11 protein-coding genes, 1 tRNA gene and 1 riboswitch are annotated in these 15,942 nt (G+C 52.9%); of the genes, 4 read left to right on the top strand and 8 right to left on the bottom strand.

The genetic code is table 11. The annotated features are described in order from the left end of the window. Position 1 precedes the first annotated feature (1 nt). Entirely contained in the window at positions 2 to 1,837 is a 1,836-nt protein-coding gene (locus ETHHA_RS12550) for an ABC transporter ATP-binding protein (protein WP_013486334.1), read from the top strand. A gap of 206 nt (positions 1,838 to 2,043) precedes the next feature. On the opposite strand, the gene pyrE is transcribed toward ETHHA_RS12550, so the two are convergent. Further along, positions 2,044 to 2,727 carry an orotate phosphoribosyltransferase gene (pyrE, locus tag ETHHA_RS12545; protein WP_013486333.1) on the bottom strand — a complete coding sequence of 228 codons (684 nt, stop codon included), beginning with the start codon at positions 2,725 to 2,727 and terminating at the stop codon, positions 2,044 to 2,046. A 384-nt stretch (positions 2,728 to 3,111) separates the two neighbouring features. Here pyrE and ETHHA_RS12540 point away from each other — a divergent pair, with 384 nt between their 5' ends. Next, positions 3,112 to 5,457 carry an anaerobic ribonucleoside triphosphate reductase gene (locus tag ETHHA_RS12540; protein ID WP_013486332.1) on the top strand — a complete coding sequence of 782 codons (2,346 nt, stop codon included), beginning with the start codon at positions 3,112 to 3,114 and terminating at the stop codon, positions 5,455 to 5,457. Then, on the top strand, positions 5,454 to 5,975 hold the full coding sequence (gene nrdG, locus ETHHA_RS12535) for an anaerobic ribonucleoside-triphosphate reductase activating protein (protein ID WP_013486331.1): 522 nt from the start codon (positions 5,454 to 5,456) through the stop codon (positions 5,973 to 5,975). Before ETHHA_RS12540 ends, nrdG begins: the two co-directional genes overlap by 4 nt. A gap of 67 nt (positions 5,976 to 6,042) precedes the next feature. Here the strand turns inward: nrdG and ETHHA_RS12530 are convergent, their stop codons facing one another. After that, positions 6,043 to 6,384, bottom strand: a complete 342-nt coding sequence (locus ETHHA_RS12530) for a hypothetical protein (protein ID WP_013486330.1) — start codon at positions 6,382 to 6,384, stop codon at positions 6,043 to 6,045. Positions 6,385 to 6,585: 201 nt separating this feature from the next. Beyond that, positions 6,586 to 7,767 carry a methionine adenosyltransferase gene (metK, locus tag ETHHA_RS12525; RefSeq protein ID WP_013486329.1) on the bottom strand — a complete coding sequence of 394 codons (1,182 nt, stop codon included), beginning with the start codon at positions 7,765 to 7,767 and terminating at the stop codon, positions 6,586 to 6,588. A 75-nt stretch (positions 7,768 to 7,842) separates the two neighbouring features. Further along, positions 7,843 to 7,946, bottom strand: a riboswitch (SAM riboswitch). 226 nt (positions 7,947 to 8,172) lie between these two features. Here metK and ETHHA_RS12520 point away from each other — a divergent pair. Continuing rightward, positions 8,173 to 8,248, top strand: a tRNA-Val gene (locus ETHHA_RS12520). 161 nt (positions 8,249 to 8,409) lie between these two features. On the opposite strand, the gene ETHHA_RS15710 is transcribed toward ETHHA_RS12520, so the two are convergent. From ETHHA_RS15710 to ETHHA_RS16195, 5 genes are all read right to left on the bottom strand, one after another. After that, a complete protein-coding gene (locus ETHHA_RS15710) occupies positions 8,410 to 8,559 on the bottom strand; it encodes a hypothetical protein (protein WP_013486328.1) in 150 nt (49 codons plus the stop codon). Between the two features lie 1,111 nt (positions 8,560 to 9,670). Next, positions 9,671 to 10,876: a hypothetical protein gene (locus ETHHA_RS12510; protein WP_137143918.1), complete on the bottom strand. Its 1,206-nt coding sequence runs from the start codon at positions 10,874 to 10,876 to the stop codon at positions 9,671 to 9,673. A gap of 385 nt (positions 10,877 to 11,261) precedes the next feature. After that, a complete protein-coding gene (locus tag ETHHA_RS12505; protein ID WP_013486324.1) occupies positions 11,262 to 11,855 on the bottom strand; it encodes a phospholipase D-like domain-containing protein in 594 nt (197 codons plus the stop codon). A 7-nt stretch (positions 11,856 to 11,862) separates the two neighbouring features. Beyond that, a complete protein-coding gene (locus ETHHA_RS12500; protein ID WP_013486323.1) occupies positions 11,863 to 14,001 on the bottom strand; it encodes a VirD4-like conjugal transfer protein, CD1115 family in 2,139 nt (712 codons plus the stop codon). Between the two features lies 1 nt (position 14,002). Continuing rightward, positions 14,003 to 15,931, bottom strand: coding sequence for an ankyrin repeat domain-containing protein (locus tag ETHHA_RS16195; RefSeq protein ID WP_242822077.1), 1,929 nt, complete (start codon positions 15,929 to 15,931; stop codon positions 14,003 to 14,005). Positions 15,932 to 15,942: the final 11 nt, after the last annotated feature.

Here is a 15,942-nt window from a genome sequence, read left to right as displayed (position 1 = left end):
GATGGCGGAAGAACGGCAAACAGCAGCCGCAGCGACGTATATGGCGTCCATCCGCCCGGGCGGGCGGCGCCCGCGCCGCGGCGGCCCGGTGGAGAAGCCCAGGCAGTTCGGCAAAACAGTGCTTCGTCTGCTTGGCTATTTTTCAAAAGAAAAGCGCATCCTGGCCGTCATCGTGGTGTTCGTGCTGGTGGACGCCGCGCTTATGCTGGCCGTGCCCTATCTGGAAGGGCGCGCCGTGGACTATATGGCGGGCGGGCGCGGTAAGGTGGCGTTTTCGCCGCTCTTTGCCGTCATTGGCCTGCTGCTTGCGGTGTTTGCGGGGGACTGGCTGCTGACGGTGCTGGAAAACCGCCTGATCGCAGGTGCGTCCCAGCGCATCGTGGGGCGGCTGCGCAGTGTGCTGTTCGACCGTATTCAGGCGCTGCCTATCGCCTTTTTCGACGTGCACACCCATGGCGATCTGATGTCCCGCTTTACCAATGATGTGGATAATATCAGCACCACCATCTCGCAGTCCACCGTGTCATTGCTGGCGGATGTTACCGGCATCGTCGGGGCGTTTGGGCTCATGCTGGCGCTGAACGTGCCGCTCACGGCGGCCGCGCTCGTTACGGTGCCGCTGGTATTCCTGCTTTCCAAGACCGTCACGACCCACACTGCCAAATTGTTTTCGGCGCAGCAGGCGGCGCTGGGGCGGCTGGGCGGCCATGTGGAGGAGAGTATTTCCGGGCTGTCGGTGGTCAAGGCGTTCGGACGCGAAAAGCAGGTGGTGGAGGAATTCAACGCCGCCAACAATGCCCTGTTGGATGTTTCCATCCAGGCACAGATCTGGTCGGGCTACATGATGCCCATCATGAATGTCATCGGCAACCTGGGGTTCGCCGCCGTGGCGGGTGTAGGCGGCATTCTGGCGGTGCGCGGAATGGTCACGGTGGGGGTCATTGCCAGTTTCCTGAGCTATTCGCGCCAGTTCACCCGCCCGCTCAATGATGTGGCCAATACCTATAATTCCCTTCAGACGGCGGTGGCGGGCGCGGAGCGCATCTTTGAGGTGTTGGACACGCCTGCCGAACCGGGCGATCCGCCGGACGCCGTGGAACTTTCGCATCCGCGCGGTGAGATCGCGTTCGAAGACGTATCGTTCGGCTACCGGCCGGACGTGCAGGTGCTTTCCCATGTCAGCTTCCGGGCGGAAGCGGGCAGCGTGGTGGCGCTGGTGGGTCCCACCGGCGCGGGCAAGACGACCGTCATCAGCCTGCTCAATCGATTTTATGACGTGACGGGCGGACGTATCTTGTTTGACGGGGTGGATGTGCGGCAATACACTCGTGCCAGCCTGCGCCGCGCATTTGGCATTGTGCTGCAAGATACCAGTCTGATGCCCGGCACCGTCGCCGAGAACATCCGCTACGGCCGGCCGGACGCCACCGACGCAGAGGTGCGCGCCGCGGCGGAAACCGCGGGGGCGGACCATTTTATCTCCCGCATGTGGGACGGCTATGACACCGTTATTGGTGAGCAGTCGCTCAGCCAGGGGCAGCGGCAGTTGCTCACCATTGCGCGCGCCGTGTTGGCCGACCCGCCTGTGCTCATCCTCGACGAAGCAACCTCCAATGTGGATACCCGCACCGAAAAACGCATTCAGGAGGCAATGGTGCGGCTTATGCGCGGGCGCACCTGTTTTCTCATTGCGCACCGTCTATCCACCATTCGGGACGCCAATCAAATTCTTGTAGTGTCCGGCGGGCGGATCGCCGAGCAGGGCACACACAAGGGACTGCTCGCCCAAGACGGCCTGTATGCAAGGCTCTGGAACAGCCAGACGACTTTTGGATAAGAACGGAATCAGCGCGGCTAAAAAAGGCCCGGAAGGACCGGCACGCCATCCGGGCGGCCGAACCTGCCGATCAGGAGATGTAAAGCGCCAGGCTTTTACAGATGTAAGAGCCCGGCGCGTGCGGTTGTGCATGTTTTTTGTCCGTCACGGCAAAAAGTGCACCGTAAAATGCCGTCGAACAGGCAAACGATTTGTAGAAAATTTGTTCAATTTTCCGAACAGTATTCTTTCATATAGGCTTCCATCCGCGCTTTCATTGCGTTGTCGATGACGATGCGACCGTCGATTTCGGTGTTGTGGAGGGCCGCGAGCACTTCCCGCACCGTGACGAGCGGATAGGTACGGATGCCGAAGTCTTCATACAATTCCTCGATGGCGGTCTTGCCGTGCACGCCTTTTTCCATTCGGTCCACCGAGACGATCAGCCCTGCAATGGTGATATCCGCAGCCTTTTGCAGCAGCGGCAGTGTTTCGCGCACCGAGGTGCCCGCCGTGACCACATCTTCGGTGATGGCCACGCAGTCGCCGTCCTTCAGCCGGCACCCTACCATGTTGCCGCCTTCGCCGTGGTCTTTGGCTTCCTTGCGGTTGAAGCAGTAGCCCACGTCCTCGCCGTAGAGCGTATGCAGGGCCACTGCGGTGGCGGTGGCGAGCGGGATGCCTTTATAGGCCGGGCCAAACAGCGCGTCCACCTTGCCGATGCGCTCGTGGATGCAACGCGCGTAGGTTTCGCCCAGCTTGGCCGCCTGCGCGCCGGTACCATAGTTGCCGGTGTTGACGAAATAGGGGGTCTTGCGTCCGCTTTTGGTTACAAAATCCCCAAATGTGAGGACGCCTGCCCGCACCATAAAGGTGATGAAATCCCGTTTGCTCTGCTCGATCTCGCTCATAGGTCCTGTTCCTTTCCCATCCGGACTCCCGGCCCGCGCCATTTCGCCGCGTTGGCGGGTCGTTCCGGTTTTCCTCCGGTTTCGTGAAAGCGCCTGTACAAATGCCGTCGGAAAATGAAATAATAATACGAAAAATACCAAAAGTATAATATTGCTGCGCGATGCACACGAAAATCGGCGCTTTGCTTGCACATATATCTTCAGTATACCACACTTTCCACCCGTCCGTACAGGAGATGGGACAGGCTGTGGTCGTTTTTTGTAGGAAGCGCGAAATCTTTCCCACTCCCTTGCAAAATGGTATTCGGTTGGGTATAATAAACACATCATGCTGGATGTAAAAGCAGCAGGCATACTATATATAGTGTTAAAGGAGAGACGCGGATGATTACCCGGATCAGAAAACGTGACGGACGCGAGGCCCCGTTCAATATGGAAAAGATTGCGAATGCCATCTATAAAGCCGCCAGAGCCAACGGCGGCCACGATTATGACATGGCAGTGGCTCTTGCCGAAAAGGTGACGGAGGAGATCCAGCGCCGTTCCGGGGACAGCATTCCCACCGTGGAGGGCATACAGGATATTGTGGAGCACGTGCTCATTGAGACCGGGCATGCCCGTACCGCGAAAGCGTATATCCTTTACAGGGCCAACCGCACCCGCGTGCGGGACATGAACACCCGTCTGATGAAGATCTATGAGGAGCTCACCTTCAAATCCTCGCTGGACAACGACCTTAAGCGCGAAAACGCCAACATTGACGGCGATACCGCCATGGGCACTATGCTCAAATACGGTTCCGAGGGCGCCAAGCAGTTTTATGATATGTTCGTGCTCAAGCCTGAACACGCCAAAGCCCACCGTGAAGGCGACATTCACATTCATGACCTTGATTTTCTGACGCTGACCACCACCTGCTGCCAGATCGACCTGGTCAAGCTGTTTGAAAACGGTTTCTGCACCGGGCATGGCTTCCTGCGCGAGCCCAACGACATCAACAGCTACACGGCGCTGGCTTGTATTGCCATCCAGTCCAACCAGAACGACCAACACGGCGGCCAGAGTGTCCCGAATTTCGATTATGCCATGGCCATCGGCGTGCGCAAGACCTATGCGAGACGCTACCGGCAGAACATGGCCCGTGCGCTGGAACTGATTGCGGAGGACGCAAACGCGGAGAAGACCGTCGCAGCCGTGGCGGCGCTTTTGGACGAGCAGGGGATTCTGCCGGTGCTGGCTAACAACAACGCCTACCAGACCCGCGAGTCGGCGCTGCTGCAAAAAACCTATGCGGAAGACATCGTGCGGCGCGCGCAGGCATTTACCCTCAGGCGCGCCTATGAGGAAACCGACCGTGCAACCTACCAGGCCATGGAGGCGTTCATTCACAACCTCAACACCATGCACAGCCGCGCGGGCGCGCAGATCCCGTTTTCCTCCATCAATTACGGTATGGATACCACGCCCGAGGGCCGCATGGCCGTGCGCAATGTGCTGCTGGCCACCGAGGCGGGTCTGGGCAACGGCGAAACCCCCATTTTTCCCATCCAGATCTTCCGCGTGAAGGAAGGCGTGAGCTACGAGCAGGGCGACCCGAACTACGACCTGTTCCGGCTGGCCTGCCGCGTGAGCGCCAAACGCATGTTCCCGAACTTTTCGTTTATCGACGCGCCGTTTAACTTGCAGTATTATAAGGAAGGACATCCCGAAACCGAGATGGCCTATATGGGCTGCCGCACGCGCGTGGGTGGCAATTATGTGGACCCCACGCATGAGATCATCAACAGTCGCGGCAATCTGAGTTTCACCTCGGTCAATCTGCCGCGCATTGCCCTGCGCAGTCACGGTGATGTGGATGCCTTTTTCGAAGAGCTCGACCGTAAGATCGAGCTGGTGATCGACCAACTGCTCGACCGTTTTGAGATTCAGGGGCGGAAAAAGGTGCGGAATTTCCCGTTCCTGATGGGCCAGGGCATCTGGCTGGGCTCGGAGAAACTTGGGCCGGACGACGAAGTGCGTGAAGTGCTCAAGCACGGTACGCTCACGCTCGGTTTCATTGGGTTGGCGGAGTGCCTCAAGGCGCTGATCGGCGAGCACCACGGTGAATCGGAGCGCGCGCAGAATCTGGGGCTGGAGATCGTGGGGCACATGCGCAAACGGATGGATGAGGCCACCGTGCGTCACAATCTGAATTTTTCGCTCATCGCCACCCCGGCGGAGGGCCTGTCCGGTCGTTTCGTGCGGATGGATAAAGAGCGCTTCGGCATCATCGAGGGCGTTACCGACCGCGACTATTACACCAACTCGTTCCATGTGCCGGTCTATTATCCCATCAGCGCGTTCCAGAAGATCCAGTTGGAAGGACCGTACCATGAACTGACCAACGGCGGCCACATTACATATATTGAACTGGACGGCGACCCCACCAAGAATCTGGACGCGTTTGAGGCTGTGGTGCGCTGCATGAAAGAAAACAACATCGGATACGGCGCCATCAATCACCCGGTGGACCGTGACCCGGTCTGCGGCTTTACGGGCATCATCGGTGATCGCTGCCCCAAATGCGGACGCGCGGAGGATGACGAGCATCCGTTTGAGCGTATCCGCCGCATCACCGGGTATCTGGTGGGCACGCTCGACCGTTTCAACAACGCCAAGCGCGCCGAGGAACACGACCGTGTGAAGCATCTCGACTGCAATGAAAAAGTGCGGCAGATGGAGAATCTTTGAGCGCGCCGCTGCGTCTGGCGGGGGTAGTCCGGGAGTCCATCGTAGACGGGCCGGGCATCCGGTTCGTGGTATTTGCGCAAGGCTGCCCGCACCACTGCGCCGGCTGCCAGAACGCTCAGACCTGGCCGTTTGCGGGCGGGCATGAGACGCCGCCTGAAAAGGTGCTGGCCGCCATGCGGGAAAACCCGCTGCTCGCGGGCCTGACCCTGAGTGGCGGCGAACCGTTCTGCCAGTGCGATGCAATGGAGGAACTGGCGGAACAAGCCAAAGATGCGGGCTACTCCGTCTGGGCGTATACGGGGTACACTTGGGAAGAGCTGGCGGCGCGCAGCGTGGCCGAGCCGGATGTGCTGCACCTGCTCCGCGTGCTGGACGTCCTGGTGGACGGTCGGTTTGAACAGGATAAAATGAGTTACGATCTGCTGTATAAAGGGTCCGCCAACCAGCGCCTGCTGGATGTGCCCATGTCACTGCAAAGCGGTGCCCCAATGCCGAAACGACTGGATGAACCCCGTTAGGATAACAAACAAAAAGCCGCACGGCAAAGCCTGTGCGGCTTTTTGTTTGGCGAGCGACACCGAGAACTCAGGCTTCCGCATTGATCACGCGTGGAATTTCCTGTGATTTGCAAACGCGCACACAGCCCAGTTCTCCGGCAAGCACATCGCAGATCTGCCGTGTTTGCGTATCCATATCGTCGTCGATCAGAATGATGACAGGCACGTTTCTGGCACATTGCTCGCGTGCGGCAAAAGCCAGCGCACGCACGATGTATTCCACGCCCTCATCCCTGCCATGCACCCGCACCACATAAGTTACGCGGTCTTCGGGAGGCGTCAGCAAATACCGCAGGCCGCAGCGGAACACCTCGGTGATGCCAATCACGGTGAAAAACGCAATCGTAATGCCGGCAATCAGTTGGAACATATCCACCACCCCTTTTTTCCAGTCTATGATAGGAATGTGCCGGTGGTGAAATCGACTGAAAGACCCCGCAAAAATGCAGGATAACTTTGTGCATCTTTTGTAAATCAATTGAGTTGGACGAACATAGAACTGGCAAAATCCGCATAAAGCAAAGGCCGCTGCCCGTATAGGCAGCGGCCTTTGCTTTATCGTCACGCTTGATTAGAAAGCGGCCTTTCGCAGGGTTTCAGCTAGATCGGTCTTTTCAAACGAAACACCCAGATCTTCGCGGCCCATATGGCCATAAGCGGCCAGATTCCGGAAGATAGGCTTGCGCAGGTCCAGTTTTTGGATGATGGCAGCCGGGCGCAGGTCGAAATGTTCTTTGACCAGTTCCTGGATACGGGCTTCGGGAATCTTATGTGTGTGGAAAGTATCCACCAGGATGGAGACCGGGTTGGCCACGCCGATGGCATAGGCGATCTCCACTTCACATTTGTCGGCCAGGCCGGCGGCTACGATATTTTTTGCAACATAGCGTGCGGCATATGCGCCGGAACGATCCACCTTCGTCGGATCTTTGCCGGAAAAAGCGCCGCCGCCGTGACGGGCGTAGCCGCCATAGGTGTCCACAATGATCTTGCGCCCGGTCAGGCCGGTGTCGCCCGCAGGTCCGCCGACCACGAAACGGCCGGTGGGGTTGATGAAATACCGTGTCTGGTCATCCAGCAGGTTTTCAGGGATAACGGCGTTGATGACTTTGGAGAGGATGTCCTGGTGAATCTGCTCGGTGGTAACGTCCGGGTTGTGCTGCGCGGACACGACGACGGTGTCCACCCGCACCGGTTTGTCGCCGTCATATTCCACGGTGACCTGGGTTTTGCCGTCCGGCCGCAGATAGGAGAGTTCGCCGTTTTTGCGTACTTCGGTGAGCCTGCGTGCCAGCCGGTGAGCCAGAGAGATGGGCAGCGGCATCAGTTCCGGAGTCTCGTTGCAGGCATACCCGAACATCATGCCCTGGTCGCCTGCGCCAATGTCTGCAATCTCATTTTTTCCGCCGCGTGTTTCCAAAGACACGTTCACACCTGCGGCAATGTCGGGAGACTGCTCATCAATGGCGGTCAGCACCGAGCAGTTTTCGCAGTCCAGGCCAAATTTGGCACGGGTGTAGCCAATATCACGAATGGTGTTGCGTACCACTTTGGGGATGTCTACATAGCAGTTGGTGCTGATTTCGCCCGCCACCAGCACCAGGCCGGTGGTCGCGAACGTTTCACACGCCACACGCGCCACAGGGTCCTGTGCGATGATTGCGTCAAGGATCGCATCGGAAATCTGGTCGCAGAGTTTATCCGGATGCCCTTCCGTAACGGATTCGGATGTGAAATAACTTTTGGTCGCCATTGGTTTTCCTCCTTGTTGGCCCATCTTGACACAAAAACCCTCCGGCCAATAACCGGAGGGCGATTGCTAACAAACTCCTCATCTGCACGGTTATCCACTCCGCAGGAATTGGCACCTTGCATCCATGTGCAGGTTGCCGGGCTTCACAGGGCCTTTCCCTCAGCCTCTCTTGATAAGGTCAAGATCTTATGTAATTGTAGGTGCTGCGGCAAACAAAACCAAGTGCACATATATGCTTAAAAATGTACCGCAATCACGTTCTTTATTATAACATAAACTTTGTTGTTGTCAACAATACACGGGAAAAAATTCACCGTTTCCGGTGTGTAGAAAATCGGTCAAAAAGAAAAATTAGGGCTTGCATATCGCAGAAAAATGCTGTATAATATCACTCGTCACTTATTTGCGCGCTTAGCTCAGCTGGTAGAGCTTTCGCTTGACGTGCGAAGGGTCGGGGATTCGAGTTCCTCAGCGCGCACCAGCTAAAAATGCCACTCCACGGCTTACCTAAGCCATAGGGTGGCATTTCGTTTTGCGTTCAAATACGAAATTATGGTATACCATGGTACATCTCATACATGAACGAGTGGACAAAAAGTGGACAAAATTAGAAGTAAGTAATGGGTGCAAAATGGCATGCAATCATACAGCGTCTTTTAAAATGAGTTCCACCCGGGCGCGCTCCAGTCCCCGCGCAGCGGCGTCCTCGATCTCCTGATAGTCCTCGGCGGAGTATCCGGCCAAGGAGGCAATAAGCGCCTCCAGTTTCGCAATAGATTGTATGGTGTTCATTATAAGCTCCTTTCAAACTCTGTGTTTGACAAGGTAGCCCCATCTGGTATAATGGTCTCGGATAGGGTTTGCCCTGTCGGTATGTAGCAGTCCACTACTTGTTCAGGGTGAGGGGCTGCTTCATTTTTGCTTTTGGGCCTTTTGATACATTTCTTCAATTCCTTGCCGGATCACTTCCGCTTTGGTAAGGCCCAACACCTTGCAGCAGTAGTCCAGTTTTTGAACATCACCTTCCGAAAATCGTATCCTTGTGTTAAGGGTCTTAGGGTCATCGGTTGGTCGTCCAGTTCGTGGCATTTTCACCCTTCTTTCTTTTGTGGATACATATATTATATATTATGTGGATACATATGTCAATAATATATAATATAATTTTTCATTATGATTCAAGTAGTAATTTAAACTACACAAGGAGCAATTATGGGTGTAGATGATTTTATTTTAATTTTTTCTTCGGTCATTATATTTGTAGGCTCTCGAATTATCGTAATTGGGATAAACATATTGATCGACAAATTAATTCTTAAAGGGGAAAATAACAGTACCGTAGACACGGCTACTGGATATTCTCTTTTGTTTGCATTTTATTTGTTATACACCTTCGCTTGTATATTTGCATTTATATTTTCTGTTTCACATTTTGCAAAGCACGCCAGTGATCTGAGCCTCTTTGTATCATTGGTCGTCTGTGGACTGGTTTACATATTTTGGTGCTATTTTCAATGGTCTAACAATTATAATATTGTCCCGACTTTCGATAGAGACAAAAAAAGATTCGCTTTCAAAAAATTATGCGCTTACTCTACTGGGATTATTATTACGTTGTTGTATGGATATAATCAAATAGAATCATCTTTTTACAAGCATCCTACGAATTTACTCTTGTCTGTTGTGAATTACACTTTTTTAGCCTCGCTGATTTCTTTTGATGCTATATTTAGCCAAATACATACATTATTTGAAAAACCAAACGAAAACTAAACAACTCACTGTCCTTCCACAAACCAACGACCACTGTCCTCGAACCATAAGTGTTACTCATTTTTACCTCCAAGTGCCTTTGAGGCACAATTTTTTCTATTTGCTGGACAGCGATAACATGTCAGTCTATCTATGATTCCAGTATCCGTTTTATCGACAAATCTACGTATTCCTGCATATCGTAAGTGGGTTCCAATTCTGAAACAGGCATATATCCGCCTGGCCGTGGCGTCTTCTCCCAGAGCACATCGTATTTGCCCTCCAGAACACGGCTGGCATTTGTGGGGTCTATAAGCCAATCAAAGTCGGCTTTCCATTTGCCGTCAGCGCCCTTGAGAAATGCGCTGCTCTCGGCCTTTTGGAACAGGGCATGGATAGTTTGCCGGTCAGGGTATTGCCGCAGCAGGATAGCAATATGGTGCCGCCGGGGCAACGTCAGCGGCAAAGATACCGGGGGCAGTGATGGGCATAGCTGGAGATACAGCTTGGCTACGCCGTCGATTGTTAAAGCATCATCCTCGTTGGTTGGGATGCAGGGGGAAAGCGCGCGCGCACGCGTTTCTTCCCCTTCTTCGCTTTTTAAATTCTTTAAATTCTTATTAAAGGAAGGCGCGTTGACCGGCACGTCAATGAAGCGACAGGCAGCATGCGGATTTTCATCAAGAGGCATGTTGGTGCATGCCGTTTCTGGCATGTCGATGGCACATGCGGATGGCGCAACATTTGGCATAGGAAAGCCATCTTCTACACTTGCTTTGCCTGTCGCCTGTACGTCATATGTGCCTGTCGCTTTTGACAGATCTGCCTGTCGCATTGGCCGCGGCGCGGCTGCCTGTGTGCCTGTCGCTTTTTCTGCGGGCACGGGAGAATTATCCCGATCTTCGCCGGTGCCTCCGGGCAGGACACCCTGGTAATCATCATATTTGCAGATTGTAATCACACGTCCGCGGTTATCCGATTCGTCAGAGATTTCGCCGGTCTCAACGAGATGGGCAAGGGCCGTGCGGATTTCCCTTGCGCTCATTCCCAATGCCTTTGACAGATCTGGTATTCTTGTAATCAACTGCCCGCGACCGAGAGCTTTCCCGTCAACCGTCTCGGGCTTATATTCCGCCGTAAGCAGCAGATGGAAAAACAGTGCCTTTGTGTTGGTGTTACCGTACCAACGCCATTGCCGGATCTTCCGAAACAGTTTTACATACCAGGCCGCGTCCATGGACTGGTACATCTCATAATTGTTTACGGTTATCAGATTGCCTCTATAATTCGCATTGACAGAGATCTCACCGGTTTCCTGAAGGTGGCCCAATGCCGTGCGGATACTGCTCATACCCATATGTAATGCTTTCGCCAGTGTGGGCATAGATACGAAGCACTGGCCACGCTGAAGCTGGATGCCATCTACTTTTGTCGGTTCCCATGCCGCGTCCATTAGAAAGTGAACGAAGACAGCTTTTGTGTTATTATCCCGATACCAACGCCAACCAAGCATGTTTCTGGATAACTTGATAAAACCGTACCTCACTGTTTATTTCCCTCCCTTCATGTTTTTGATATATGAGTACATAATCATGTTCTGCTTAATGTGATGCGATATCCTTTTCATTTGTCAACCACCCATTTTCTGCCATCTGAATAATGGCTTTTACCCTATGGGCACAGGTGAAAATAAAAAAGGGGAGACGGTTTCCCGCCTCCCCAAGTAATAGTACAAACGATATTCAACTGTTCCAGTTTGTAAAATCCTTTGTGTCGTTCCACATTCGGTTGAACTGCGTCTCGTACTGCTGCGAAATCTGCGAGTTGTTCAGGACGACCAGGTTCTCGTCATTCTCGTTCTGGGCGCCTTTGGTATAGTTGAAGCTGCCGGTCGTCGTCACGCTGTCGTCGATGATGGATACCTTCAGGTGCATGATACCTGGGTGGCTGTTGATCCTGATCGGGATGCCGGCAGCCTTCACGATGTTAAGCGCCTTTTTTTGTGCCGCTTCGCCGGAGCATTCCCGGTCGGAGATCAGGCGCACGGTCACGCCGCGCTTTTTTGCGGCGGCGATGGCATCCGCAATCTTGGTATCTGTGAACTCGTAAATAGCCACATCCAAAGTCTTCTGCGCGGCGGACAGACGGGAAATCAACTGCCCTTCGGCGTCCTGCCCGGCGCGTGGAAAGTAAACGGAAATATCACTTCCCCCGGGAGAGGCCACAGAAGCGGGCGTGGACGAAACGGACGCAATGGCGTTTGGTACAGAGTCGCACCCGGCCAGCAGGCCAACAGACAGCGTTACAGCAGCCAATAGGGCGATTGTCTTTTTCATAGCATTCTTACTCCTTTGTATCAGACAGATCATCAACATAGCTTTCCAACAGCTCGGCCTGTTCCATGTTCAGCTGGCCGGCCTCTTGGTATTTGGTAATCATAGTATATAGTGCGTTTTTGTTGCGCTTCTCGGCGGCATGCCGAAATTTCCCGTGCGTCAGGATATCGATGTTGTTTAGAACACCCTGAAGCTTGGTATCCATAGTGATTACCTTATGGTCGCCATGGGTATCGGCTGCGGCTGGCGGCGCATCATTGTCTCCGGGCAAGGGTGCAGCGTCTTCGCTGGTATCCCGCTTGGTATTCATTATGGATGAGACGGGGAAGAGGTGTTCTTCTTTTTTCTCATTGTGTATTGGGATTGGCAGCTCCTCGTACGCTGCCACAGGTATGTGCAGTTGAAAAAATGGCACAAGATGCGAATGAATAGGGTAGTTGCGTTGTTGAATTACAACGATTTCCCAAAATTTTAACCGACGCAGCTCACCGGGCGTTTTTAGCGGTCTGCCCTTATAATGGCTCATTCTGTTGTTATCCAAAATAGCGCCATTCTCCGAGTTGTATGTACGATACTCCTCGGTCGAGGTATCGAGCAAATCCGAAACATATTGATTAGTTGCTTTGTCTTGCGAATAGATATAAACAAGATTGCCGCCGTTGCTTAAAATAGTTTGGGCGGTGTTTTTGCCGTATTTATCCTCAAATTGCGGCAGAGAGTGAATATACATGTCTAAAATGATGCCGCGCGCCAGCGAAGTTGTGATTTTGTTGGACAGTGCGGTGATTTTAGGATAGTTGCAGATTTCATCGGCAATGATCCGCACCCGTCTCGGCAGCTGGCCATCCGGGCGTGCTCTTGCTATATCAAGTAGTTCTGCGTAGCATTGATCCACCAGCAGGGACACCAGTTTATTACGTTCCTCGCGCCCTTCTGGTACGATAATAAAAATGGCGCATGGCTTATCCGGATTTGCCAGGTCTGCAAAGTCTACGTCATCATTGCTGGTAAGGCGAATAATACCCGAATCGTTAAACATGGACAGGTTCGCGGATAGTATTGCAAAAATGGACGAACGCATATCACCTTGCGCAAATTTGCTGGTTGCATAAAAGTTTTTTGCTAGATGACCATCCGGAAGCTCGGAGAACAACGTATCCAGTGCATTGGTCGTTGTCCGCCCAATCTTTATTTCCTGCCCAGCGTACTTGATGAAAAATTCCGTGACGCTGTACATATTCACCTTGTCAAGACAACCGCGTTTATAGCCATCGTCCAACAGATACAAAATCATAGCGGTCAAGAGCTGTTTGCAGGACTCAGGCCAAACAGCCTCGGATGTACTGTCTTCCGTAAACGCATGAGCAAGGGTAGTAGTCAGCTGAATGGTCTTATCAAAATCTCCTTCTTTTATTTCCTGCAAAAATGCTTTACGAATCGTGGAAAGCAGGTCCCATCCGGCGCTCTTTTTGGGATTGTCCAAATTGATGATATGAATTTTATGTGTTTTTTTCAGCGTCCGATAATTCGACTGGGCATTATCGCCGCGGAGATCAAAGACAATAAACGATTCTGGGTTTTTGCACTGGCTGATAAAACGAATCGTGTTCTGCACCATCAACTGACCTTTACCGCTGCGTGTGATACCGACAATCAAGGAGTGAACGACCGCTTTACATGCATACGTGTAAAGTAAATCCCTCGCGATTGGTATTCCCGCATCCTTGACCGATCGGATATTGCTATGGGGGATGGCCACCAACTGTTCGTTCTGTCGGATTTCCTTTTTCGTTTGCCACCGGCTGCTGCCCTCAAAGTCTGGCTTTGTAACAGGTAGTGACCGAAAAACCCGGTGGCTTATTTTGAGTACGGTTTGCCTGCCACGCAACATCATCAGAATCAAGGCAAACAGCCATGGGTAGTACCATTTTAAAGGGGAAACCGTAGTGAAAAGATAGCCGGATCGAAAACTCAGGTTTGGATGAAACGTATTTGTTCGGATGGATCTGACAATGGACGGCAGTGAATGCAATAAAATAAATAAATAATGCAAGGCAACGTTGATCAACATCGTAGCAAGGCTGGTCATTCCAGCCAGAACTCCCAACACGATTAAGATATAGATGAACCTCTGTTTTGCCTTCATACTACATCTTCCTCCTCGGGCCGGAAGGCAAACGCCCCGTCTTGAGTTGTTTTATCGTCGTGTACTCATCCAGCATGGACTTGATCGCTTTGGATGCGACAATATCCTGTATAAAGCGCTTGCCGTCGCTGAGTTCCGGGTCAGCGCCGGCTTTGAGCAGCTGCCTCGTCATCTTTGCATCCCCGCGTTCCACCGCCCGAAAAAGCGGAGTCTTGCGCTCCTCATTGATGGCGTCTACATACGCACCACGCTTCAAAAGCACCGCAGCGCTTTTATCGGCGCCATGCTCAACGGCGTAATGCAGCGGTGTGGCACCGTCAATCAGTTTGTTGGCGTCATCCTTATGCCCGGCAAGCATCTGGGATACTTTTTCGCCTTCGTTGGCCTGAACCGCATCCAGAAGCGCATGGGATCTATCCATTTCACGGCCGACATCGATCAAAGGTGCCGCGAATTTCAGTTTCAGATGATCTAAGTCCTCTTTTGACAGCGACGAATATGAACCATCCGCGTTTGCATGAACAAAGATGATGGGGCCTGCCGTCAGTTCTCCGGATACCACGCGATTAAATACGTCGCCACCATCATAATTGGGTGGTTTGCAAATACAGGAAACACCGGCTTTATACTCGATTTCCATATAAGGGCCGCCGACCGCTTCACGCAGGCTTTCTGCGCTCAAGGCCATTTGCCTTTCAATCGGTGGCTGCACCGGGAGACAAAGGAGAACGGTGGAGAGCTTCTTTGCCGATGCTGCTTCGGGCATAAAAATAGAGCCGTCTTTCAACGGCCCCTCACCCAAATTTGATTTCAACAAATAACTTTCATCCAGCGCGATCAGCTCAAGCTCTGCACCATCTCCCGGATGATCTGCTCCTCCGCCTGAGTCCGGATTTCCTGCATCCGCTGCTCCCGCAGTTCCAAATCCTCCGGGAGCTGCTCTTTCGACATCATCTCCTCGATCAACTTCGGCAGCCTCCGATTGGCCGTTTCCTCGGCCTGGTGCATCTTGCCCATCAGCTCGCCTTCGACCAACAGAATCGTAAAGTTCCACTTGTTCTCCAGCTTCAGCCGCTTGAATATCTTCTTCCCGAGATCCCCCAGCGGACGGTCGTCCCTCGGATCGTTCGAGATCTGGATTTCTGGAGAGAGAAAACGTCCCTGCTTGGTATAATTCAGTTTCATAGATCAAATTCTCCTTTGCATCAAGCCGTTGTACATAGTGTTCCACCCGCGTCAGCACCGCGCGTGCCATGTCGGTTGAAACGATGCCGAACAGCGTGGCGGAATACACATCGTTAAAATCGCGGATATATCGAAATTTGCCGGTAGCGGGAAGGCTGTGCATGGGAAAGTCACAACGGTTTCCAACCAGGTAACGGATATTGCGTTCAAGCATGGGGCGAAAAGATTTCTGGAGAGCAGCTATTTTGCCGGGATCATACCCGCGATCCCGTAACGCCTTGAGAAACGAATCTTCGGCAAAGGAGCCGTAATTCTGCACATCATTAGCTATCATGTCCCGAAGATAGCGTTCAACCGAGTCGGCCGGCTCGGATCGATGCCGGTTGATGGCACTCAAATAGCTGCGTTGTGTGTCTTCATCCAGCCGCCAGCGTTCGGGAACCGGTTCCCCGTCCGTCTGCTTTACATCAAAAAATTTTGCCGCGCGGATCTCACCGCCGTTTGTATCAAAAGCAAAAAGTTCTTTTGCGTTATCAAGGACATTCCGTCCCATTGCCCGCCATTGTTCTTCAGTGGCTAAGAGAGTAGCTTTGGGGTTCTGCCCAAAGAGCAGCACCATGTTTTCAAACGACATCGGGTAGACCTGATCGCAATACTTTAAAAACCGTTTCCAACGGTCAGGATAGGACGTGACGCGCCTCAAGGTGTCCTTATAGACATAGTGTAGCTGTTTTTTTCGGTTCATACAATCCCTCT

The sequence above is a fragment of the Ethanoligenens harbinense YUAN-3 genome (assembly GCF_000178115.2).
GTDB classification, from domain to species: Bacteria; Bacillota; Clostridia; order Oscillospirales; family Ethanoligenentaceae; genus Ethanoligenens; species Ethanoligenens harbinense.
Note: the sequence above shows the minus strand (reverse complement) of the source record. Positions and strands in the feature narration are given on the sequence as shown.